This window comes from Streptomyces sp. RK9, assembly GCF_045070545.1.
Classification (GTDB): domain Bacteria; phylum Actinomycetota; class Actinomycetes; order Streptomycetales; family Streptomycetaceae; genus Streptomyces; species Streptomyces alboflavus.
Genome location: NZ_CP173703.1, coordinates 1,106,003 through 1,127,977 on the forward strand (window position 1 = coordinate 1,106,003; position 21,975 = coordinate 1,127,977).

19 protein-coding genes are annotated in these 21,975 nt (G+C 72.9%); 7 read left to right on the forward strand and 12 right to left on the reverse strand.

What is annotated here, in order from left to right:
- Positions 1–113: 113 nt before the first annotated feature.
- Positions 114–2,771 carry a PA14 domain-containing protein gene (locus AB6L24_RS04775; protein WP_405652438.1) on the reverse strand — a complete coding sequence of 886 codons (2,658 nt, stop codon included), beginning with the start codon at positions 2,769–2,771 and terminating at the stop codon, positions 114–116.
- A 181-nt stretch (positions 2,772–2,952) separates the two neighbouring features.
- Between AB6L24_RS04775 and AB6L24_RS04780 the strand changes: the two genes are divergently transcribed.
- From AB6L24_RS04780 to AB6L24_RS04800, 5 genes are all read left to right on the forward strand, one after another.
- Positions 2,953–3,966 carry a LacI family DNA-binding transcriptional regulator gene (locus AB6L24_RS04780; RefSeq protein ID WP_405652440.1) on the forward strand — a complete coding sequence of 338 codons (1,014 nt, stop codon included), beginning with the start codon at positions 2,953–2,955 and terminating at the stop codon, positions 3,964–3,966.
- A gap of 239 nt (positions 3,967–4,205) precedes the next feature.
- On the forward strand, positions 4,206–5,330 hold the full coding sequence (locus AB6L24_RS04785) for an ABC transporter substrate-binding protein (RefSeq protein WP_405652442.1): 1,125 nt from the start codon (positions 4,206–4,208) through the stop codon (positions 5,328–5,330).
- Between the two features lie 37 nt (positions 5,331–5,367).
- Positions 5,368–6,939 (forward strand): sugar ABC transporter ATP-binding protein, encoded by a 1,572-nt coding sequence (locus AB6L24_RS04790; protein WP_405657034.1) that lies wholly within the window; start codon positions 5,368–5,370, stop codon positions 6,937–6,939.
- Complete coding sequence (locus AB6L24_RS04795; RefSeq protein WP_405652444.1) at positions 6,932–7,897, forward strand: ABC transporter permease; 966 nt, start codon at positions 6,932–6,934, stop codon at positions 7,895–7,897. The genes AB6L24_RS04790 and AB6L24_RS04795 overlap by 8 nt, the downstream gene beginning before the upstream one ends.
- Positions 7,894–8,919 carry an ABC transporter permease gene (locus AB6L24_RS04800; protein ID WP_405652446.1) on the forward strand — a complete coding sequence of 342 codons (1,026 nt, stop codon included), beginning with the start codon at positions 7,894–7,896 and terminating at the stop codon, positions 8,917–8,919. Before AB6L24_RS04795 ends, AB6L24_RS04800 begins: the two co-directional genes overlap by 4 nt.
- A 42-nt stretch (positions 8,920–8,961) precedes the next feature.
- On the opposite strand, the gene glgC is transcribed toward AB6L24_RS04800, so the two are convergent.
- The 3 genes from glgC to AB6L24_RS04815 are packed head-to-tail and all read right to left on the reverse strand — an operon-like array spanning position 8,962 to position 12,112.
- Positions 8,962–10,206, reverse strand: coding sequence for a glucose-1-phosphate adenylyltransferase (gene glgC, locus AB6L24_RS04805; RefSeq protein ID WP_405652448.1), 1,245 nt, complete (start codon positions 10,204–10,206; stop codon positions 8,962–8,964).
- A gap of 18 nt (positions 10,207–10,224) precedes the next feature.
- Entirely contained in the window at positions 10,225–11,394 is a 1,170-nt protein-coding gene (gene glgA, locus AB6L24_RS04810) for a glycogen synthase (RefSeq protein ID WP_405652450.1), read from the reverse strand.
- 37 nt (positions 11,395–11,431) lie between these two features.
- On the reverse strand, positions 11,432–12,112 hold the full coding sequence (locus AB6L24_RS04815; RefSeq protein ID WP_405657035.1) for a (2Fe-2S)-binding protein: 681 nt from the start codon (positions 12,110–12,112) through the stop codon (positions 11,432–11,434).
- Positions 12,113–12,428: 316 nt separating this feature from the next.
- Here AB6L24_RS04815 and AB6L24_RS04820 point away from each other — a divergent pair, with 316 nt between their 5' ends.
- Positions 12,429–13,625: a DMT family transporter gene (locus AB6L24_RS04820; RefSeq protein WP_405652452.1), complete on the forward strand. Its 1,197-nt coding sequence runs from the start codon at positions 12,429–12,431 to the stop codon at positions 13,623–13,625.
- A gap of 57 nt (positions 13,626–13,682) precedes the next feature.
- Here the strand turns inward: AB6L24_RS04820 and AB6L24_RS04825 are convergent, their stop codons facing one another.
- Complete coding sequence (locus AB6L24_RS04825; protein WP_405652454.1) at positions 13,683–15,002, reverse strand: transglycosylase family protein; 1,320 nt, start codon at positions 15,000–15,002, stop codon at positions 13,683–13,685.
- Between the two features lie 129 nt (positions 15,003–15,131).
- Positions 15,132–16,103, reverse strand: a complete 972-nt coding sequence (locus tag AB6L24_RS04830) for an acetylxylan esterase (RefSeq protein ID WP_405652456.1) — start codon at positions 16,101–16,103, stop codon at positions 15,132–15,134.
- Between the two features lie 109 nt (positions 16,104–16,212).
- On the opposite strand from AB6L24_RS04830, the gene gndA reads away from it, so the two are divergent.
- The gene (gene gndA / locus AB6L24_RS04835) at positions 16,213–17,652 is read left to right on the forward strand and encodes an NADP-dependent phosphogluconate dehydrogenase (protein WP_405652458.1); all 1,440 of its coding nucleotides are present in this window, start codon (positions 16,213–16,215) and stop codon (positions 17,650–17,652) included.
- 7 nt (positions 17,653–17,659) lie between these two features.
- On the opposite strand, the gene AB6L24_RS04840 is transcribed toward gndA, so the two are convergent.
- The 6 genes from AB6L24_RS04840 to AB6L24_RS04865 form a co-directional block, all read right to left on the reverse strand.
- Complete coding sequence (locus tag AB6L24_RS04840) at positions 17,660–17,878, reverse strand: hypothetical protein (RefSeq protein ID WP_405652460.1); 219 nt, start codon at positions 17,876–17,878, stop codon at positions 17,660–17,662.
- A 205-nt stretch (positions 17,879–18,083) separates the two neighbouring features.
- Positions 18,084–18,524 (reverse strand): nitroreductase family deazaflavin-dependent oxidoreductase, encoded by a 441-nt coding sequence (locus tag AB6L24_RS04845; RefSeq protein WP_405652462.1) that lies wholly within the window; start codon positions 18,522–18,524, stop codon positions 18,084–18,086.
- Positions 18,525–18,560: 36 nt separating this feature from the next.
- Positions 18,561–19,247: an aspartate/glutamate racemase family protein gene (locus tag AB6L24_RS04850; RefSeq protein ID WP_405657037.1), complete on the reverse strand. Its 687-nt coding sequence runs from the start codon at positions 19,245–19,247 to the stop codon at positions 18,561–18,563.
- Positions 19,244–19,600: a GNAT family N-acetyltransferase gene (locus AB6L24_RS04855; protein WP_405652465.1), complete on the reverse strand. Its 357-nt coding sequence runs from the start codon at positions 19,598–19,600 to the stop codon at positions 19,244–19,246. Before AB6L24_RS04855 ends, AB6L24_RS04850 begins: the two co-directional genes overlap by 4 nt.
- 124 nt (positions 19,601–19,724) lie before the next feature.
- A complete protein-coding gene (locus AB6L24_RS04860; protein ID WP_405657038.1) occupies positions 19,725–20,156 on the reverse strand; it encodes a cold-shock protein in 432 nt (143 codons plus the stop codon).
- 101 nt (positions 20,157–20,257) lie between these two features.
- Positions 20,258–21,967, reverse strand: a complete 1,710-nt coding sequence (locus tag AB6L24_RS04865) for a flavin monoamine oxidase family protein (RefSeq protein ID WP_405652467.1) — start codon at positions 21,965–21,967, stop codon at positions 20,258–20,260.
- Between the last annotated feature and the right edge of the window lie 8 nt (positions 21,968–21,975).

Consider the following 21,975-nt stretch of genomic DNA (forward strand, 5'->3'; position numbering starts at 1 on the left):
GGGTGGTGCGGGTGTGGCGTGCGGTCGGCCGGGGCCTGGTTCCGGCCACGGCCCCGCGCGGGGAGATGTGCCCCGGCCCGCCCCCCACGGACGGACCGGAGCACATCGGTCGGTCAGGCGCAGCCCCGCACGGGCGCCTGCGAGGCGTCCTTGATCAGGGACTCGTGCGCGGCCCGCAGCCGTGGCACATCGGGCTTGACGACCTTGCGGTCATAGGTGAGCAGGCCGTTCAACTCCCCTTCCACGTCGGAGATCTGGGTGTAGACCGCGCCGTTGCCGCCCTTGCAGGCGAGCGCGCGCACCTCGCGGAGCTTGGTCAGGTACTCCTCCGTGTACTTGGCGGGGTCGACGTCGACGTAGCTCTGCTGCACCGACCAGGCGTGGCCGGGCACCGCGAGTCCGAGGCCGCCGTACTCCCCGTTGATCAGGGCCCGTCGGCCGTCGGGCCGGGGCGGCAGGGCCGGGCTCGGGTAGCCGTGCTCGTCCATGAGGTCGCCCTTGCCGCCGTCGGCGCCGAGGTTGAGCCCCGACATGCCGTTGACGAGGCGCGTGGGGTCCCAGGCCTTGGCCTGTTCGGCGATACGGCCCTGGTCGTACTGGCCCCAGCCCTCGTTGAAGGTGACCCACATGACGATGGACGGGCTGTTGCCGTGCTCGTCGATCATCTGCTTCATCTCGTGCTCGAACTGGGCCCGGGCGGCGGCGTCCGGGTTCCGCTCGGCCCGCATGGACGGCATGTCCTGCCACACCATCAGGCCCAGCCGGTCCGCCCAGTAGAACCACCGGTCGGGCTCGACCTTGATGTGCTTGCGCACGGAGTTGAAGCCCATCTCCTTGTGCATCCTCAGGTCGTACGCGAGGGCTTCGTCGGTGGGTGCGGTGTGCAGGCCGTCGGGCCAGAAGCCCTGGTCGAGCGTGGCCATGAGGAAGGTGGGCTTGCCGTTGAGGACGGTGCGCGGGGTGCCGTCGATCTTCTCCACGGAGATCGAGCGCATCCCGAAGTAGCTCCGCAGCTCGTCCGCGCGGGCGCCGTACTTGCCCCCGTGCCTGCCCCCGCCGACGGTGACCCTCAGGTCGTAGAGGAACGGGTCGTCGGGCGACCACAGGCGCGGCTTCTTCAGGGTGAGCTTCAGCGGCTCCCCGGTGCGGCCGCTCGCCTCGGCGACCTTCTTCTTCCCCTCGTACGCGACCGCCCTGATGGGCACGCCCGCGCGGACGCCCTTGGCCTCGACGGCGACCTGCCTGGTCGTGACGTCGGGGGTGATCTTCAGGGATTCGGCGTGGTCGCGGGCCACCGGCTCCATCCACACCGTCTGCCAGATGCCGGACGACGGCGTGTACCAGATGCCCGACGGGTCCAGGCGCTGCTTGCCGACCGGCGGGTTCGGGCCGCCCGGGGCGTCGGTCGGGTCGTGCACGCCGACGATCAGCTCCTGGGTGCGGCCGGGCTTCAGCGCGTCGGTGACGTCGGCGCTGAACTTGTCGTAGCCGCCCTTGTGGTCGGCGACCTCGGCGCCGTTCACGTACACCTTGGCGTGCCAGTCGACGGCGCCGAAGTTCAGCTTGAGCCGCTGGTCGCCGCGGTGGTCGCCGACCTTCCAGCCGGCCGGGACGGTGAAGGTGCGGCGGTACCACATGCGGTCCTCGTGCCGCTGCAGGCCCGACAGCTGGGACTCCACCGGGTAGGGGACGAGGATCTTCTCCTTGAGCTTCTTGCCGACCGGTGGCCGCTCGCCCTCCTTGGCTGCGGCGAACTGCCAACTGCCGTTGAGATTACGCCAGTCGGCGCGCTTGAGCTGCGGCCGCGGGTACTCGGGCAGCGCGTTGCCGGGGCCGACGTCGTCCGCCCACTTGGAGCGCAGCTCGTACGTGGACTTGTTGCCGCCGCTGCTCCAGAACGCGCCGACCTGCTTGCCGTCGGTGCCGGTCAGGCCGCCCTTGCCGTCGTAGCGCAGGTCGGCGGTGCCGCGGGCGGTGCCGGTCTTGTTGCCGACGACGGGCTGCTTGAGGGCGACGAGCAGGGCGCGCGGGTCGGCCGGGTCCTGCCGGACCGAGTCCAGCGGCCACTTGGCGCCGCCGATGACGGCTTCGATGTGGCCGACGAGCCCGGCGGGGGGCGCGGCGAGTTCCTGGACGAACTCCAGCCTCAGCGCCTTGCCGTCCTTCTGCACGGTGGCGTCGGTCGCTCCGTCGTAGTCCCAGCCGTCGGGGAGGCGGAACGCGGACTGCGGCACGGCCTTCTTGGTGCCGCCGGGCTCGGTCCAGCGCAGGTGAAGGTTGGAGCCGCCGTAGTGCTCGAAGTACTCGACCTTGACGTCGTAGGCCTTCCCCGCGGTCAACTCGACCGGCTGTGAGGTCTGTTCGCGGTCCCAGTCGTCGACCCAGTGGTCGATGGCGAGCTTGCCGTCGACCCAGAGCCGGAAGCCGTTGTCGCCGGTCATGGCGAAGGTGTGGGCGCCGGACTTCTCCGGGACGATCTTCCCCGTCCAGCGGACGGTGGCGTCGTCGGACTTTCCGGTGGCGAGGTTCAGTCGGGGTTCGAGGGTGTCGAAGTCGATGTTCCGGTCGAAGCCGGTGGCCTTGAGCTCGTGGAAGTCGAAGGCCCCGGGGGCGGACTGGGTGTAGTACTCGCCCTTCAGGCCGTGGACCTCGGGTGCCTCGTCGCCCGCCGCGGTCGCGGTGGACTGGGCGACGAGCCCCGAGAACACCAGGGCCGCGGTGAGCAGCAGGGCGAGTTGGTGCCGGAGCTTTCCTGATCGTCTAGGGCGCACGGATCCTCCTTGTCGAGGAAGGGTGGCGGCTCGTCGCTCCAGTCGGTACAACGAGTCTGTACAACGTTGGAAGGAACGGCAGTTGGCATGACAGCACGGCTCCGGGCGCGCTGTCCAGGGCCGCGGCGCATGCCGCCGGACGCCCCGGGGCCGGGGCGCACATCGACGCGAGGAGTGGCACGTGCGGGTGAGCCTCAAGGATGTCGCGGAACGCGCGGGCGTCTCGATCAAGACCGTCTCGAACGTGGTGAACAAGTATCAGCACGTCACCCCGGCGATGCGGGCCCGGGTGCAGCAGGCCATCGACGAGCTCGGCTACCGCCCGAACCTGACGGCACGTCACCTCCGCAAGGGCCGCACCGGCATCATCGCGCTCGCCGTCCCCGAGCTGGGAAACCCCTACTTCGCGGAGCTCGCAGGAGCCGTCATCGACGCCGCCGCCGCGCACGACTTCACCGTCCTGCTCGACCACACCCGCGGCGACCGCGAGCAGGAGGTCCTGGTCAGCCAGGGCTTCCGGGCCCGCGTGATCGACGGCCTGATCCTCAGCCCGCTCGAACTGGAGGCGGAGGACCTGCGGGGCCGCGAGGACGACGTGCCCCTGGTGCTGCTCGGCGAGCGCGAGTACGACCTGCCCTACGACCACATCGCCATCGACAACGTCGCCGCGGCGCGCGCCGCGGTGGGCCACCTCATCGGCCGCGGCCGCAGCTCCATCGCCTACCTCGGCGCCCGCACCGACTCCGCGAACCGCCCCGCCCACCTGCGCCTTCAGGGCTGGCGGGCCGAGCTGACGGCGGCCGGGCTGCCCGCGCCCGACTCCCTGGTGGGGCCGGTCGGCGGCTGGAACCGGGACGACGGGGCGAAGGCGATGGCGCGCATGCTGGACTCCGGGGTGCGGCCAGACGCGGTGTTCGCGTACAACGACCTGGTCGCGATCGGGGCGATGCGGGTCCTGCACGAGCGGGGGCTCCGGGTGCCGTGGGACGTGGCGGTGGTCGGCTTCGACGACATCGCGGAGGGGCAGTTCGGCGCCGTCACGCTCACCACGATCTCGCCCGACAAACAGGCCATCGCCCGGCTCGCGGTGGCCTCGCTGCTGCGCAGCCTCGCGGGCGGAGGGGAGCCGGGCGGGCGGACGCTGTCGGCGGAGTTCGAGCTGGTGGAGCGGGAGAGCACGCTCGGGCGGCGGTGAGGCACGGGGGCCGGGACCGCCCGGTGCGTCCGGCCGGGGCGGGCCCGAAGTCCCGGCGGATTCCGGGCGGTTCCGGCCGCCTCGGCCCGGCGCCGATGTGCGGGGCGTGCGTGCGCGAAGGGTTTACAGCCTTCTTTCAACGATGTAAAAAGCTCCCCGTACCGCTGAGTTGACCGCAAACCCGTTCTTCCCGTGAGCGCTCTCAGTGTGCGCCGGGGCCGTGCCGTTTGGGGACTCCCATGAAGCCGAACATCTTCCTTCGCCGTACCTCGGGCCGCTCTTCGGGCCGCGCGTCGGCCAGCACCCTGCTCGCCGTCGGCCTCGCCGCGAGCCTCGCGCTCACCACGGGATGCGCCAAGTCGGAGGACGACGGCGCCGACTCCGGCGACTCCGAGTCCGCCGCCGAGGGCGACGCGGGCCAGGTCGTCTCCTCCCCCGGCGCGGGCGGCAAGACCTGCGGACACGGGGACTACGGCGCCAAGAAGCTGGACCTGAAGTCCGCGACGGTCGGCTTCTCGCAGTCCGAGAAGGAGGCCAACCCCTTCCGGATCGCCGAGACGGCCTCCATCAAGGCCGAGGCCGACAAGCGCGGCGTGAAGCTCCTGACGGCCAACGCCCAGTCGCAGTTCTCCAAGCAGATCAGCGACGTCCAGGACCTCATCGCCAAGGGCGCCGACCTCCTCGTCATCGCCCCGCTGAACTCCGACGGCTGGGAGCCGGTGCTCCGCCAGGCCAAGGCCAAGCACATCCCGATCGTCACCATCGACCGCAAGATCAACGCGGCCGCCTGCGAGGACTATGTGAGCTTCATCGGCTCGGACTTCGTCGAGCAGGGCAGGCGCGCCGCCGACCGCATGATCGAGGCGACCGGCGGCAAGGGCGAGATCGCGATCCTGCTCGGCGCCGCGGGCAACAACGTCACCACCGACCGCACCAAGGGCTTCCAGGAGCGGCTCAAGGCCAAGGCCCCGGACCTGAAGGTCGTCTTCAAGCAGACCGGCGAGTTCGCCCGCGAGAAGGGCCAGCAGGTCACCGAGCAGCTCATCCAGTCCAAGCCCGGGATCGACGGGATCTACGCCGAGAACGACGAGATGGGCCTCGGCGCGGTCGGCGCCCTGAAGGGCGCGGGCAAGAAGGCCGGCGAGGTGAAGATCGTGACGATCGACGGCACCAAGAACGCCGTGCGCGGCATCGTCGACGGCTGGATCGACGGCGTCATCGAGTCCAACCCGCGCTTCGGGCCGCTCGCCTTCAAGACCCTGGACACCTTCACCAAGGGCGGCGAGGTGGCGCAGGACATCGTTATCAAGGACAGCGCCTACACCAAGGACAACGCGAAGTCGGACCTCGGCAAGGCGTACTGACGTGCCGTCGGTGACGGAGTCCGAGGCACGGCCGCTCATGGGGGCCGCCGTGCTCTCGGTGACCGGCCTCAGCAAGACCTTCCCGGGCGTACGGGCCCTGGACGGCGTCGACTTCACGGCCCGCGCGGGCGAGGTGCACGCGCTCATCGGGGAGAACGGCGCCGGGAAGTCCACGCTCATCAAGGTCCTCACCGGCGTGTACCGGCCCGACCCGGCCGCGGAACCCGGCACGGGCGTCATCACGTACGACGGCAGTCAGGTGGAGTTCGCCACCCCGCTCGCGGCCCAGCACGCGGGGATCTCCACCATCTACCAGGAGGTCAACCTGGTCCCGCTGATGAGCGTGGCCCGCAACCTCTTCCTCGGCCGGGAGCCGCGCGGCCGCCTCGGCCTGATCGACTTCCGGCGCATGCACCGCGAGGCCGAGCAGGCCCTCGGCGGCCTCGGCGTCCGCGTCGACGTGCGCCGCCCGCTGCGTGAACTCGGCGTCGGCGCGCAGCAGATGGTGGCGCTGGCCCGCGCGGTCGCGGTCGACGCGCGCGTGGTCATCATGGACGAGCCGACGTCGTCCCTGGAGCCGCGCGAGGTGGCCACGCTGTTCGGCGTGATCCGGATGCTGCGCGCACGCGGCATCGCCGTGATCTACGTCAGCCACCGCCTGGACGAGCTGTACGAGGTGTGCGACACGGTGACCGTGCTGCGGGACGGCAGGTCGGTGCACAGCGGCCCGATCGCCGCCCTGGACCGGCTGCGGCTGGTCTCCCTGATGCTCGGCCGTGACGTCGGCGACGTACGCGAGGAAGGCCTGACGAAGTTCAGCGGGAGCCACGACACGGAGGCCCGACCCGTCCTTGAGGCACAGGATCTGACGGTCCGCCACCAGTTGCGGGGCGTGTCCCTGGCGATCCGGCCCGGGGAGGTCGTGGGGCTCGGCGGGCTGCTCGGCTCCGGGCGCAGCGAGACCGCGAAGGCCATCGCGGGGGCGCTGCCGCCGGACTCCGGCCGGGTGGTCGTGGCCGGGGTGCCGGTGCGCACCGGGTCCACGCCCGCCGCGATCCGCGCCGGGGTGAGCCTGCTGCCCGAGGACCGCAAGGCCGAGGGCATCGTGCCGGGCCTGTCGGTGCGCGAGAACATCGCGCTCGCCGCCCTTCCTGGCCTGTCCCGCTTCGGCCTGGTCGACGAGGCCCGCATCGACCGCGTCGTCGACACCTTCATGAAGCGCCTGCGCATCAAGGCGTCCGGACCGCACCAGAAGGTCGGCGAACTCTCCGGCGGCAACCAGCAGAAGGTCCTCCTCGCCCGCTGGCTCGCCATGAACCCCAAGGTCCTGCTCCTGGACGAGCCGACACGCGGCATCGACGTGGGCGCGAAGGCGGAGGTGCAGAAGCTCATCGACGAGCTGGCCGACGACGGGCTCGGCGTGCTGCTCATCTCCTCGGACGTGGAGGAGCTGATCGAGGGCAGCGACCGCGTGGTGGTCCTCAAGGACGGCGCGGTCGTCGAGGAACTCACCGGCGACGCCGTCACGGAGGACCGCCTGATGCGCGCGATCGCGGCCGCGCCCGCCGCGCGAGCCACGACCGCCGCCCCCGGAGGTGACGATGACTGACCTCAGCCTCGGCGGCCGCACCCGCGTCGACCGCGACCGCCTCCTGCGCCTGCTCCAGGACTACGGCGTCCATCTGGGCGTCGCCGTGCTGCTCCTGGTGAACATCGCCCTCACCCCGCACTTCCTGTCCGCCGAGAACTTCCGCACCCAGGCCGTCCAGGTGGCGCCCGTCCTGATCGTCGCGCTCGGCATGGCCCTCGCCATCGGCAGCGAGGGCGTGGACCTGTCGGTCGGTTCGGTGATGGCGCTCTCCACGTCCCTGCTCTCCCTCTATCTCGGCTACGGCATGTGGATCGCGCTGCTCGTCGCCGTGCTCGGCGGGGCCGCCGTCGGCGTCGCGAACGGGGCGCTCATCGCCTTCATCGGCGTCCAGCCGATCGTCGCCACGCTCGCGTTGATGGTGGCGGGCCGTGGCCTCGCCCAGGTCCTGCTGCCCCAGCTCAAGGACGTGCACGACCCGACGATGGCCTCGCTCGGCTCCGGCGACCTGCTCGGCGTCCCCTATCTGGTGCTCATCGCGGTGGCGCTCGCGCTGCTCGTCGCGTTCGTCGTCCGCCGCACGACCTTCGGCCGCCAGCTCCTCGCGATCGGCGACAGCCGTCCGGCGGCCCGGCTCGCCGGACTTCCGGTGCGCCGCGTGCTGATCCTCGTGTACGTGTGCTCGGGCGCCCTCGCCGCGATCGCGGGCGTCCTCGCGACGGCGCGCCTGACCGCGAGCGACCCGACGTCGCTCGGCAATCTGATGGAGCTGTCCGCGATCACGGCGGTCGTCGTCGGCGGCACTCCGCTGAGCGGCGGGCGCGTGCGCGTCGGCGGCACGGTGGCGGGCGCCGTCCTCATCCAGCTGCTCACGGCCACCCTCATCAAGCACGACCTGCCGCCGTCGTGGACGCAGATCGCGCAGGCCGTGGTGATCATCCTGGCCGTGTACGCGGCGCGCGAGAGGGGGAAGCGATGACGGTCGACACGGAGAGCCCGGTGGCGCCCATGGGCACGGTCCCCCAGGACGAACCGCTCGGCGCGACGCGCTCGGAGCGCCTCAGCGCGCTGGCCCAGCAGCACGGCGCCCTGGTCACCCTGGTGATCGCCGTCCTCGCCGCCTGGCTGTCCTTCGACACGTTCATGACGACCGACAACATGCAGAACATGGCGGTGTCCTCGGCGTTCCTCGCCGTCGTCGCGCTCGGCATGACGTTCGTGATCGTCACGGGCGGCATCGACCTGTCCGTGGGCTCGCTGTTCGCGCTCGGCGGCGTGCTCGCGGCCTGGGGCTCGCAGTACGGCACGGCGGTGGCGCTGCTGCTCCCGCTCGCGGTGTGCGGGCTCATCGGCCTGGTGAACGGCCTGCTGATCGCCCGGTCGCGGCTCGCCCCGTTCATCGTGACGCTGGCCGCGCTGCTCGGCGCGCGCGGCATCCTCCTCGCCGTCACCGACGAGGGCTCCAGGACGTACCTCGTCGACAAGGACTCCTTCTTCGCGACGCTCGGCCAGGGCAAGCTGCTCGGCATCGGCGCGCCGGTGTGGATCACGGTGGGCCTGTTCGTGGCCGGTGCCGTGGTGCTGCGGCGCACCCGCTTCGGGCAGTACGTGTACGCGGTCGGCGGCAACGAGGACGCGGCGGCCCTGATGGGCGCGCCCGTGGCCCGTACGAAGACGGCCGTCTACACCCTGTCCGGCCTGTGCGCGGGCCTCGCGGGCGCGCTCAACGCGGCCTGGCTGGCGTCCGGCGTGACCATCCTCGGCTCCGGCATGGAGCTGGAGGCGATCTCCGCGGTCGTCATCGGCGGCACGCTGCTGTCCGGCGGCTTCGGCTTCCTCAGCGGCTCCCTCGTCGGCGTGCTCCTGCTGAAGGTCATCCAGAACGTCATCAACCAGATCGGCTCCCTGGACTCCGCCTACCAACAGGTCGTCAGCGGCGGCTTCCTTGCCGTGGTCGTCATCGCGCAGACCTGGCTCGGGCGCAGGAGGCGCGTGCTGTAGTCGCAGCGGGGCCGGCGGTGTCCGGCCCGGACGTACACGGTTCTAGGGGTACGTGGGTGACGTGCCCTCGACCAGGACCCGCTGCCCCTTGCCCAGGGCGATCACCCCGCCCTTCGACACCGTGTACAGCTCCTCGTCCCGCTCCGGGTTCACGCCGATGGTGGCCCCGGGCGGGACGTCGACGTTCTTGTCCAGGACGGCGCCGCGCACCACCGCGCCCCGCCCGACCCGCACGTTGTCGTGCAGCACCGAGCCCTGCACGACGGCGCCCTCGCCGATGCTCACCCCGGGCGACAGGACGGAGCGGGTGACCTGGCCGCGGATGACGCAGCCGGGGCTGACCACGGACTCGCTCGCGATGCCGCCCGCGCAGAACTTGGCGGGCGGCAGCTGGCCGGAGTGGGTGTAGATGGGCCAGCGGCGGTTGTCGAGGTTGAAGGCGGGCTGGTCGGAGATCAGGTCCATGTGGGCTTCGTAGTACGCGTCCAGGGTGCCGACGTCGCGCCAGTAGCCGTGGTCGCGGGGGGTCTCGCCGGGGACGTGGTTGTCGCCGAAGTCGTAGACCTGCGCCACACCGCGCTCCGTCAGGGACGGCAGGATCGAGCCGCCCATGTCGTGCACGGAGTCCGGGTCCTCCGCGTCCCGCTGCAACGCGTCCACCAGGGCCTTGGTCGTGAAGATGTAGTTGCCCATGGAGGCGAGCACCTGATGCGGCGAGCCCGGAAGGCCCGGCGGGCTCGCGGGCTTCTCCAGGAAGCTCTCCACGCGGGTGCCGTCCCCGGCCGGGGTGATGATCCCGAACTGGGAGGCGTCCGCGCGCGGCACCCTGATCCCGGCGACCGTGACGCCCGCGCCGGACTCGATGTGCCGGGCCAGCATGTGGCGCGGGTCCATGCGGTAGACGTGGTCGGCGCCGAACACCGCGATGTAGTCGGGCTGTTCGTCGTGCACGAGGTTCAGGGACTGCAGGATGGCGTCGGCGCTGCCCAGGTACCAGCGGGGGCCGAGGCGCTGCTGGGCCGGGACGGGGGTGACGTAGTTGCCGAGCAGGCTCGACATCCGCCAGGTGGTGGAGACGTGCCGGTCCAGGGAGTGCGACTTGTACTGCGTGAGCACGCAGATGCGCAGGATGTCGCCGTTGACGAGGTTGGAGAGCACGAAGTCGACGAGGCGGTACGTCCCGCCGAACGTCACCGCCGGTTTCGCCCGGTCGGCCGTGAGCGGCATCAGCCGTTTGCCCTCACCGCCCGCGAGCACGATCCCCAGCACCGAAGGTCCACCGCGCATGGCCGCCCCCTGCCGCTCCTAGGACTTGAGTAACCCCGTCACGCCCTCGTACACATCGAGCGTGCGCCGCGCCACCGCGCTCCAGCCGAACTCGCGCTCCGCGCGGTGGCGTCCGGCCGCGCCCATCGCCCCGGCCCGGCGCGGGTCGGCGGCGAGGTGGTTCAGGAGCACGGCCAGGTCGTGCTCGAAACGTTCCGGATCGCGCGCGTCGTAGGGCACGAGGAGCCCCGTCGTGCCGTCCGAGACGACCTCCGGGATGCCGCCGACCCGCGAGGCCACGACGGCCGTCCCGCACGCCATCGCCTCCAGGTTCACGATGCCGAGCGGCTCGTACACCGAAGGGCACACGAACACCGCCGCGTGGCTGAGGAGTTGGACGACCTCGGGGCGGGGCAGCATGCGCGGGATCCAGGTGACGCCGTCACGGGTGCGGCCGAGCTCCTCGAAGAGGCTCCGGAACTCCCGGTCGATCTCCGGGGTGTCGGGGGCGCCCGCGCACAGCACGAGCTGGACGCCGGGGTCCAGGTGCCGGGCGGCGCGCAGCAGATGGGGCACGCCCTTCTGGCGGGTGATGCGGCCGACGAACAGCACATAGGGGCGGGCCGTGTCGATGCCGTGCCGGTGCAGGGCGCTGGTGCCCGGGTCGGGGCGGTACAGGTCGGTGTCGATGCCGTTGTGGACGACGTGCACCTTCGCGGGGTCGACGGCCGGGTAGCAGCCGAGGATGTCCTCGCGCATGCCGCGGGAGACGGCGATGACGGCGTCGGCGGCCTCGATGGCGGTGCGCTCGGCCCAGCCGGAGAGGGCGTAGCCGCCACCGAGCTGCTCGGCCTTCCAGGGGCGCAGCGGCTCCAGGGAATGCGAGGTCATGACGTGCGGGATGCCGTGCAGGAGCTTGCCGACGTGCCCGGCGAGGTTGGCGTACCAGGTGTGGGAGTGGACGAGGTCGCGGCCGGCGAGCGCGGCCGCCATGGACAGGTCCACGGAGAGGGTGCGCAGCGCGTCGTTGGCGGTGTCGAGGTCGGCCCAGGCGCGGTGGCGCACGACGCCGTCGGCCGAGCCCTCGCCCCAGCAGTGCACGTCGAGGTCGGTGAGCGTCCGTAACTCCCGCGCCAGGAACTCGACATGGACGCCCGCGCCGCCGTAGACGTCCGGCGGGTACTCGCGGGTGAGCAGTCCCACTTTCACGAGCGGAGCCCCCCGTCGTCGGCCGGCTCCCTCATGGTCACCCAGACACAGCGCCGTGGGAAGACCGCGACGGGGGCCGGTCGAAACAGCAGTCGCCGCACAGGCCGCCGTTCGGACAGCGGTAGTAGAGGCAGCAGCTGCGGCGTCTGAACGCGGTCCCGTCGAGGGTTCCGGTCGCGGCGAGGGCGGGGTGGGCGAAGAGTTCCGCGGCGAGGTCCAGGGCCCGCTCCCCCACGTCGGGGCGGCCCTCGCGGGCGGCCCAGGCGTGCAGTTCGCGGGCCGCTCCGGCGAGGGCGGAACCGGCGTTGCCCCGCAGCAGGGCCGGGGAGACGCGGAAGCGGGCGCGCAGGGCGCGGGCGAGCGGCGCGAGGTGGCCGTCGTGGACGACCTCGTGGACGCGGGCCGCGTCGGCCGGAAACGTACGGTCGCCGGTGAGCCGCAGGTCGTCCGGCGAGGTGCCGTCCGCGTCCCACAGCAGCCGGTGCGGGTCCAGGTCGGGCACGCGCCCGTACAGCGCGGCCGGGCCGAGCGCGAGGGACCACAGCCGGGCGGCGAGGCCGAGCTGCGCGACCGAGGCGGCGACGCGGTCCTCGGGGGCCGCGAGGCGGGCGGCGACCTTGGCGACCCGGAACGCCAACGGGTCACTCTCCGCGTCCCTGTGGTCACTCTCGTAGCAACTGGCCAGTGTCACATGGCGCCCGCCCGCGGGCTCCCCCATCCTGAGAGAGAAGAAACCCCCGACGGAACCGACGACGGCCCAGTCGATCCCGCGCTCCCGATACTCCTGAGTAGTCACCCGAGCAGTACAGCAGGCCACCGATTCCCCCCGGCAACCAGACCTGGGGAGGACATGGAGGGGGTCGTACTCCATCGGTAGTAGGACGGATTGACTGCTCAGGGACGACGACTTGGCGCGCTCCGCGCGACATTGTGGTGAACATGGAAGCCGACCGCTCGCCGCACCGGGCACACCGGATGCACAGGGACCCCGCCGACCGTTCCGCACGGTCGTGCCGCGCGCCCGGGAGCACCTCATGAGCGCCCTCGCACTGTCCATCGTGCTCTCCCTGATCTCCGCCGTGGCCTACGCGGGCGGGGCGATCATCCAGGAGCAGGTGGCGGCCAGGTCCGCGGAGCAGCAGTACGCCCCCCTGCGCAACGGCGCCTGGTGGGTCGCGGTGGTCCTCAACGGCCTCGGCGGTCTGCTGCACGTGGTGGCGCTCGCCTACGGACCGCTGAGCCTCGTGCAGCCGCTCGGCGCCCTGACGATCGTGTTCGCGCTGCCGATGGCGGCGCTGTTCGTGCGCCGCAAGGCGGGGTCCACGGCGTGGCGCGGCGCCATCATGGCGACGGTGGGCCTGGTCGGGATGCTCTCCCTGACGCAGGCGACGGCCTCGCAGTCGCTCGCCGACACCGAGCGGGTCGGCCTCGCGCTCGGGACCGCCGGGGCGGTCGTCACGCTGATGCTGCTCGCGCACGCCGCCCACCGGCACCCGGCGGTGCGCGGCATGCTGCTCGCCACGGCGGCGGGCATCGCCTTCGGCATCTCCTCGGTGTTCACCAAGACCGTCGCGGTGGACTGGGACGCGCACGAGCCGCTGACGCGGCAGGTGCCGAGCCTCGCGGTCATCGCGGTCCTCGCGGTCAGCGGGCTGCTCCTCTCGCAGGCCTCCTACCGGGGCGCCGGCCTCGCGGCGCCGCTGTCGGCGGTGACCGTCGTGAACCCGGTGATCGCGGCCGCGGTCGGGCTCACCCTGTTCGGAGAATCCTTCCGCTACGGCACGGCGGGCACGGCCGTCGCGCTCGCCTGCGGCGTCGTCGCGGCGGGCGGTCTGATCCTGCTGACGACGGAACGTATCGGCGCCCCGCACCAGAGCGACGCGCCCGCCACGGCGGGCGACCGCCCGACGGACACCGGCACGCAGCTCCTCGACCGCCCCCTCGACGCCCTGGACGGCGCCGAGCACTCCGACGCCACCCCGTCCCCGTCCCCCGCAGCCGCCCGCGCGGCCGACGACACGACGGTCACCGAGCAGCGCAAGCCCGTCCACGACGAGCGCCCGCTGACCGAGCCGGGCCGCCGCCCGCTGACCGGCGAACAGCCCGCCCCCGAACAGCAGCTGGTGCCCGAGCCGCTGACCGCGATGCCGCTCCAGCCGTCGTCGATGACGACGACGTTCCCCAGGGCGTCGCTGACGCGTCCCGCGCGGGAGCAGCACAGCGTCTCCTGACCCCGCGCGGGACGTGAGCCCCCGCGGGGTCGAGGAGAGCCGGGGCGGAGGAGCGTCTCAGATGCGCACCCCGCGCGCCCGCAGGTACGCCAGCGGATCCACGTCCGCGCCGAAGCCGGGTCCGGTCCTGATCTCGAAGTGCAGGTGCGGCCCCGTGCTGTTGCCGGTCGAGCCGGAGCGGCCGATGCGCTGGCCGGGTCCGACCTTCTGGCCCGCCTTCACCGTGAGCGCCGACAGATGGGCGTACTGCGAGTACTTGCCGTCGGTGTGCCGGATGACGACCTGGTAGCCGTAACTGCCGCCCCAGCCGGACGAGACGACCGTGCCCGAGGCGACGGCCTTCACCGACGTGCCGGTGGGCACGGGGAAGTCGACGCCCGTGTGGTAGCCCTTCGACCAGGAGCTGCCCGTGGCGTGGTACGGCGTGCCGATGGAGCCGGAGACGGGTGCGGTCGCGCCGGACGAGGACGTGGCGGCCTCGGCCTTCTGCCGACCGGCGGGCGCGGTGTCCCGCTTCGGCTTCGGCGCCGGCTTGTGCTCCTTGACCGGCGGCTTCGCGCGCTCGGGCGTGCGCTCCTGCTTCTTGTCGGGCTTCTTCTCGTCGTGCTGCACGGGCCGCTTCTCGGGGCGCTTCTCGCGCTCGGGAGGCGTGCGGCGCTCCGGCGGGCGCACGGGGGCCTTGCCCCGCTCCGCGCCGCGCAGCGAGAGCCGCTGGCCGGGCGTGATGAGGTCGGGGTCGGCGCCGATGGAGCGGCGGTTGTTCTCGTACAGCTGCGGCCAGCCGCCCCGGACGCGGCGCTCCTCGGCGATGCCGGAGAGGGTGTCGCCGCGGACGACCGTGTACATCCGGGCGGTGCCCGCGGTGGACTGCGGGGTCACCTCGGGCTTGACGTCGCGGACGGTGCGCTTGGGGGTCCTGGGGGCGCTGTCGGTCTTCGCCTCGCCCGTCGCCTTCTTCTGCTGCGGGGCGGTGGCGGGCCTGAGGTCGGGGCTGTCGCCGCCGCGGGTGAGGCCCGCGCGCTGGGAGCACACCGGCCAGGCGCCGGGGCCCTGGCCGTCGAGGACCTTCTCGGCGACGGCGATCTGCTGGCTCTTGGTCGCGAGGTCGGCGCGCGAGGCGTAAGCGGTGCCGCCGTAGGCCTCCCAGGTGGACTGGGTGAACTGGAGGCCGCCGTAGAAGCCGTTGCCGGTGTTGATGCTCCAGTTGTTGGTGGACTCGCAGGCCGCGACCTTGTTCCAGGTGTCCACGTCCGCGGCGTGGCCCGTGCCCGCGGACATCAGCGGCAGGGCGATACCGGCCCCGCCCGCCGTGACCGTGAGCGAGGCACGGTTGATCCGGCTCGGCTGGTACCGGCGATGCCGGCCTCGTAAGGCCATGAAAGCCCCCTCAGACACACGTCGGACTGGTCATACGTTCAGCCACAGGACAAGGCCGCAAGTTAGCCGGTCGGCCGTGGGCGTGACAAGAGTACGGCGCCGAGGGGGCTTTGCACGGGTGGTTCCGAGTCACTTTCCCAAATGCCCCGCAAGCCACCGGAGTTGCACATCCTCCTGATATGGTCCGCCGCCCTCATGGTCATTGAAGGAGTACACCTCCATCGAACGCTCCGATCCCGCATAGGAGTTGAATGCGGCGAAAACGGTGGACGGCGGGCAGGTCTCGTCCTCCAGGGCCGCGGAGAAAAGCGCGGGCGCACGCCCGCGGGCCGCGAAGTGCACGCCGTCGAAGTACGAAAGGGTACGGAACACCCGCTCGTCGCGGCCGATCCTGGTCCGCAGATACTGGGTGATCTCCTGGTACGGCAGCCGCTCGGCGAGCGTCACGGCGCGCGGGAAGTCGCACAGGAACGGCACGTCGGGGGCGATCGCCGCGAGGTCGCCGACGAGCGCGCCGACGGCGATCGCGATGCCGCCGCCCTGGCTGCCGCCGACCGCGGCGACCCGCGCGGAGTCCACCAGCGGGTGACTGCGGGCGGCCTCCACGGCGCGCACGCCGTCGGTGAACACGCGCCGGTAGTAGTAGTCGTGCGGGTCGTCGATGCCGCGGGTCAGACAGCCGGGGTGCGCGGGGCCGCTGCCCACCGGGTCCGGTGTGTCGCCCGCGGAGCCGCTGCTGGCCTGCCCCCGCGTGTCCATCACGAAGTGCGCGTACCCGGCGGCCGACCACAGCAGCCGCTGGTGCGGCAGCCCCCGCCCGCCCCCGTACCCGATGAACTCCACGACCGTGGGCAGCGGCCCCGTCGCACCCGCCGGGACCAGGAGCCAGCCCTTGACCGGGTGCCCGCCGAAGCCCGCGTACGTCACGTCGAACACCTCGACCGTCGACAGGGGCGTCGCGACCCGCTCGAACCGCGCGTCCAGATCGTGTGCACGCGCGGCCGAAAGGGTCCTCTCCCAGAACACGTCGAAGTCGCCCGGCTCGGGCAATTCCGGACGGTATCGGCGCAGTTCTTCCAAGGGCAGGTCGAAATGGGGCACGGGCGGCTCCTCCTTCGGACACGGTGTCGGGAAGTCACGCTACGCGGCCGGGTGATACTGGCGCACAGATGGGATACCTCGGATTACCCAGGAACTCAGGAGCCAGAGCATGAGTGCTTCAGCGCAGATCGGTGTCACGGGACTCGCGGTGATGGGGCGCAACCTCGCCCGCAATTTCGCCCGCAACGGCTACACGGTCGCGGTGCACAACCGCACGGCGGCCAAGACCCGTGCCCTCGTCGAGGAGTTCGGCCACGAGGGCGATTTCGTCGGCGCCGAGTCCGCCGAGGATTTCGTCGCGGCCCTGGAGCGCCCGCGCCGCCTCGTCGTCATGGTCAAGGCCGGGGAGCCGACGGACGCGGTCATCAAGGAGTTCGCGCCGCTGCTCGAGCCGGGCGACATGATCGTGGACGGCGGCAACGCGCACTTCGCGGACACCCGCCGGCGCGAGCGCGAGCTGCGCGAGCAGGGCATCCACTTCGTCGGCACGGGCGTGTCCGGCGGCGAGGAGGGCGCCCTGAACGGCCCGAGCATCATGCCGGGCGGCTCCAAGGAGTCCTACGAGGCGCTCGGCCCGATGCTGGAGAAGATCTCCGCGAAGGCCGCCGACGGCAGCCCCTGCACGGCGCACATCGGCCCGGACGGCGCCGGTCACTTCGTGAAGATGGTGCACAACGGCATCGAGTACGCGGACATGCAGCTGATCGCCGAGGCGTACCAGTTGCTGCGCGACGTCGCCGGCTACTCCCCCGCCGAGATCGCGGACATCTTCCGCACCTGGAACACCGGCCGCCTCGACTCCTATCTGATCGAGATCACCGCCGAGGTCCTCGCGCACGTCGACGCCGCGACCGGCGAGCCGTTCGTGGACGTCGTCCAGGACCAGGCGGAGCAGAAGGGCACCGGCCGCTGGACCGTGCAGATCGCCCTCGACCTCGGGGTACCGGTGTCGGGCATCGCGGAGGCCGTGTTCGCCCGTTCGGTGTCCGGTCACAAGGACCTGCGGGACGCCTCGCGCGGCCTCGCGGGCCCGAAGGCGGAGCCGCTCGGCAAGGAGGATGCGGCCGCGTTCGCCGACCAGGTCGAGCAGGCGCTGTACGCCTCCAAGATCGTGTCGTACACGCAGGGCTTCCACGAGATCGCGGCGGGCAGCGACGCGTACGACTGGAACATCGACCTGGGGCAGGTCGCCTCGATCTGGCGCGGCGGCTGCATCATCCGGGCCGCGTTCCTCGACCGCATCCGCGCCGCCTACGACGCCCGCGCCGACCTGCCGAGCCTGCTCGCCGACGGGGGCTTCGCGCGGGAGATCGGCGAGGCCCAGGACGACTGGCGTGCCGTCCTGGTCGCCGCGACGCTCCAGGGCGTGCCCGCACCGGGCTTCGCCGCGGCCCTCGCCTACTACGACGCGCTGCGCGCCGACCGGCTCCCGGCCGCGCTCACGCAGGGCCAGCGGGACTACTTCGGCGCGCACACCTACCGGCGCACCGACCGGGAGGGGTCGTTCCACACGCTGTGGGGTGGGGACCGCTCCGAGGTCGGCGCGTAGCGCTCGGTCACATGGGTTGCGGCTCGGGCTCCGGCGGCACGGGGTCCGGGCCGGGACCCGGCGGCCGCGGCACCGGGGACGGCGACGGCTCCGGCAGCGGCACGGGGTCGGGAACGGGGCGCGGCGGCCCGCCCGGGTCGGGCGCGGGGCCGGGTCCCGGCGCGGGGTCCGGGTGCGGGCCCGGGGTGGGTCCCGGCGGTACGGGGTCGGGGAACGGGTGGGTCATGGTTCCTCCAGCGGATCGGAGGCGGGGCGCGCCCGGGGCCGGACGTCCGGCCCGCAGGTGGCCCGGAGGACCGGGCTGCGGGCGCCTCCACTCTCTCCCGCCTCGCGTGCCCACGCCCGGCGAGTCCACGCGTCCCGTCCCGGTGATCCGGGCCACCCGGGCCGCCGCGGACCCGGGTCGCCCGATCGCCGTACGACGGAGGCGGTCAGTCCCGTACGCGGCTGAGGCGTACGACGGGGATGTCCCTGGTGGTCTTCTCGCGGTAGTCGGCGTACGGGCCGAAGACGTCGACGAGGTGCGGCCAGACGCGTTCCTTGTCCTCCGCCGAAAGGGTCTGTGCGCGGGCGTCGAACCGCTCGGTGCCCACGCGCAGCCGGACGTCGGGCTCGTCGCGCAGGTTCAGGTACCACAGCGGGTGCTGGTCGGCGCCGCCGTTGGACGCCACGATCAGATAGTCGTCGCCGTCGCGGCCGTAGATGAGGACGGTGCGCCGCCACTGCCCGGAGCGGCGGCCCCGGTAGTCGAGCAGCAGGCAGGGCGCGCCCTGGACGACGGCGCCCTTCGTGCCGCCGGACTCCTCGTACAGACGGGCCTGTCGGGCCACCCAGCCCGTCGGGCTGATCACGGCTTCTTCGGGTGAGGTCATGGGCCGCACCCTAGGCGGGGCTCCGGGGCGGGCGCCTCATGCCTGGGGGTGATCCGTCCGCGGTACGGCGGCCGGCTCCGGCGCGGTGTGCCCGCACAGGAGTGCCGCTTCGCGCAGGCCGGTGCGGGGGCTGCTGAGCACGGGTGTTCCGGCGGGCGCGCGGTCGGCCGCCTCCGCCATCGACGCCTGCGCGAGGAGGACCGCGCCGACCGAGCCCGCGACCCGCTCGACGGCGTCGGCGACGCGCCCCAGATACCCCGCCCGGTCCCCCGCCTCGAACCGCTCCCAGGCGCCGTCCACAAGGACGGTCCGGATGTCGACGGCCCGGCCCGCGCGGTCGGCCTCCTCGCGCACCAGGGCGACGGTCGGCTCCAGGGTCGAGGCGACCGTGGCGACGACGGCGACGGCCGGACCCGCGCGCACCGCGTCGGCCGCCATGGGCCGGTCGACGCGCAGCACGGGCACCCCCTTGGCGGCGGCGTGCGCTTCGGCGACGCCGCCGATGGTCGAGCAGGTGCACAGCACGGCGTCGGCGCCGTCGGCGGCCTCGGCGAGCGCCTCCCGGACGGCGTCGGCGACGGCGTCAGGCCCCTCGGCGCGGGCCCGCGCGAGCAGGTCCTCGCGCACGAGGTGGCGCAGCGCGAGGCCCGGGTGGTCGGCGTCGCGCAGGGCGTCGAAGACGGGGATGTGCGCGGGCGAGGTGTGCAGGAGCGCCAGGGTCACCACGCCGACGGGTCCGCCTTCGCCTGGGCGAGGGCGGCCTCGACGAGCGCGGCGGACGGGACCGGCGCCTCGTCCGGGTGGCGCTCGGCCCACTTGGCGACGTACGGGCACAGCGGTACGACGGCGCGGCCCTCGCGGGCGGCGATCGCGTACAGCTCCCGGGCGAGGGCGCCCGCGATGCCCCGGCCCGCGTGCGCGGACGGCACCTCCGTGTGCACGGGCACGAGGGCGGGCGCGGGCTCGGACAGGGTGAAGTAGACGATCTCGCCGACGACTTGGCCGTCCTCGCGGGCCCGCAGGGCCCCGTCGGTCCGTTCGTCGTGGATGCCGATGGCTCCGCCGGTGTCACTCATGGCCGCTCCTCACCTTGTCCGCGCCCGCCGCGGTCCGGTACGGCCCGCGGGGCCTTGCCCGTTCCGCGCCGGCACGCGCCGGTTCGCGCCCGTCCGTCCGGGACGTGTCCGGGCTGGGTCCAACCTACGAGGCGACCCAGCCCCGCGCCCGCGCCAGGTCGAGGACGCAGGCCCTGACCTGCTTGATCTGGTCGCCCGTCAGCGTGCCCGCCGAGTCGAGCAGGGCCTCGGTGAGCTCCCGGCTGAAGGCGGCGGCCGTCGAGGCGGTCGGCTCGGCGTCGGCGGCACCAGCAGCGGCAGCGGCGGGCCGGGCCGCGAGGCCGCCGCGGGGCAGCTGGTGCGAGGTGGACTGGTGGACCAGGCGGATGTTCGACGCCTTGGGCCCCTTCTCCCCCATCTCCAGGAAGAACTCGACCTGGCTCCCCTCCTGGTAGAGGTACTTCTCGTCCACGAGGTCGTTCGCGTGCATGAACACGTCCTCGTCGCCCACCTCGGGGGCGATGAACCCGTATCCGCGGACCTCGTCGAACCGCAGGACCTTCCCCGCCGTCAGCACAGCCATGCCGGCACACCTCACCACACGCCACACGGTGGGCATCACCCTGTGTGAGCCCCCACAACCGAATGAATCTGTAGCCCGAACCTACCTTGTCGGTCTCAGGAGGACGACGGCCGCCCGCACCCGAGGTGCTCCCGCAGCACGGTCTCGGCGCAGGCCACGGCCCCCTCGATCGAGCCGGGGTCGGGCGTCCAGCAGTCGCTGACGAGGTACACGGCCTCACCGGGCAGCGGCCTGCGGACGCGGGGAGCGATCTCGTCGGGGTCGTGTCCGGGCCGCCACACGTGCCAGGCCCCGTCGTGCGGCGGCAGGCCCCAGTCCTGCAGGCGCACGGACAGCGGGTCCTCCAGGCGGGGCAGGCCGTGCATCCGGGCCAGCAGGCGCTGGGTCCGCCCGACCAGGTCCCGGCCGGGGGCGGTGGGGTCGGTGCCGGGCTCGCGCGCCGCTTCCCAGGTCTTCGTGGCGGGCCCGCTGGGGTAGGCGGCGAGCAGCAGCGCGGGTCCTTCGTCGCGGGCGGGTCCTGGCGGCGGGCAGGTGCCGCCGTACCAGAGCTGCCGCAGCGGCAGGTCCGTCGTGGCGCGGCCGCGGGTCATGCCGAGGCCGCGCCACCAGGCCGTCCGGTACAGCAGGAAGAGCTTCTGCGCGGGCACGGCCTCGACCGCCGCCAGGTCCGCGCGCAGCCGGGGCGTGAACGGAAGGCCGTCCCCGTCGAGCCGCAACAGCGGGCCCTGGGGCAGGGCGAGGACGACGGTGTGCGCGTGGACGTGGGCGTATGCGCCGGTGGCGCGGCCTTCGGCGTCCTCCAGGGCGAACGTCAGTCGGTAGCGGGGGCGGCGGGCGGCCCCGGGTGCCGTGTCGGACGGGGCGCGGTCGTGGTGCGGCTCGGCGCGGTCGACGCGCAGGAGCCGGTGGCCGAGGCGCAGGGTGCCGCCCGCCGTCGTGAAGCGGTCGCGCAGGGCGAGGGGCAGGCTCTGCATGCCGCGGCGCAGCGTCAGATACGCGGCGTCGGGCGGGGTGCGGAAGAGGATGCCGAGCTGTTCGGCGGCGTTCTCCCGGCTGTACGCCACGTCGTAGCCGCCGGTGTCGTGCAGGAACGCGACCGCCTCCGCCCCGAGCACGGCCCGCAGGGCGTCGGCGTACGCGGTCCACCGCAGGGGCCTGCCCGCGACGGTCGCCCGGCCGCGACGGGTGCGGAAGGCGGTGGCGGACCGGGCGGCGCGTTCCGTGTCGCCCCGCTCCCGGGCCTCGTGGTGGCGGCGGCGCAGTGCGGTGAAGCCGGGGACGAGCGCGTCGGCGGCGCGGAGCACCAGGTCGCCGGGGCCGAGGCCGCGTTCGCCGCCCGCGAGGTGGTAGGGGATGCGCGTGGTGTCGGTCAGGTCGCGCTGGCGCAGGGTCACGCCGCGTACGTGGGTGGGGTTCTCGGGGCGTCCGAAGTCGAAGGGCACGAGGTCGCCGGTGAGTCCCGCCTCGTCGACGACGTCCAGGACCTGCCGCAGTCCGCTGTGCAGGCGCATCGCCCCGAGGTCGGCGTGCGGTCCTTCGCCCATGGGGACCGACCACAGCCGTCCGCCCACGCGGTGCGCGCGTTCGAAGAGCGCCACGCGGCCGGGGTGGAAATCGCCGGCGCGTTCCCGGTGCCGGGCGAGGCGGGCCGCGAGGAGACAGCCGCCGATTCCGGCTCCGACTATCGCCGTGTCGAGTTCGGGAACGGCCGGTAATGGCGGGCGAGTTCGCGTCGTCGACGGCGTGGTCGTGTTTGCCACTGCATGGTTTACCGCACTCTGGTGTTGATCTACAGTCGCGCTCACGTACCCGT

Excerpts from the sequence above, each read along its gene's own strand:
- AB6L24_RS04785 (WP_405652442.1), top strand. The coding sequence starts at position 4,206 with ATGAAGCCGAACATCTTCCTTCGCCGTACCTCGGGCCGCTCTTCGGGC.
- AB6L24_RS04790 (WP_405657034.1), top strand. The coding sequence starts at position 5,368 with ATGGGGGCCGCCGTGCTCTCGGTGACCGGCCTCAGCAAGACCTTCCCG.
- AB6L24_RS04795 (WP_405652444.1), top strand. The coding sequence starts at position 6,932 with ATGACTGACCTCAGCCTCGGCGGCCGCACCCGCGTCGACCGCGACCGC.
- AB6L24_RS04800 (WP_405652446.1), top strand. The coding sequence starts at position 7,894 with ATGACGGTCGACACGGAGAGCCCGGTGGCGCCCATGGGCACGGTCCCC.
- glgC (WP_405652448.1), bottom strand. The coding sequence starts at position 10,206 with ATGCGCGGTGGACCTTCGGTGCTGGGGATCGTGCTCGCGGGCGGTGAG.
- AB6L24_RS04815 (WP_405657035.1), bottom strand. The coding sequence starts at position 12,112 with ATGGGGGAGCCCGCGGGCGGGCGCCATGTGACACTGGCCAGTTGCTAC.
- AB6L24_RS04820 (WP_405652452.1), top strand. The coding sequence starts at position 12,429 with ATGAGCGCCCTCGCACTGTCCATCGTGCTCTCCCTGATCTCCGCCGTG.
- AB6L24_RS04825 (WP_405652454.1), bottom strand. The coding sequence starts at position 15,002 with ATGGCCTTACGAGGCCGGCATCGCCGGTACCAGCCGAGCCGGATCAAC.
- gndA (WP_405652458.1), top strand. The coding sequence starts at position 16,213 with ATGAGTGCTTCAGCGCAGATCGGTGTCACGGGACTCGCGGTGATGGGG.
- AB6L24_RS04840 (WP_405652460.1), bottom strand. The coding sequence starts at position 17,878 with ATGACCCACCCGTTCCCCGACCCCGTACCGCCGGGACCCACCCCGGGC.
- AB6L24_RS04845 (WP_405652462.1), bottom strand. The coding sequence starts at position 18,524 with ATGACCTCACCCGAAGAAGCCGTGATCAGCCCGACGGGCTGGGTGGCC.
- AB6L24_RS04855 (WP_405652465.1), bottom strand. The coding sequence starts at position 19,600 with ATGAGTGACACCGGCGGAGCCATCGGCATCCACGACGAACGGACCGAC.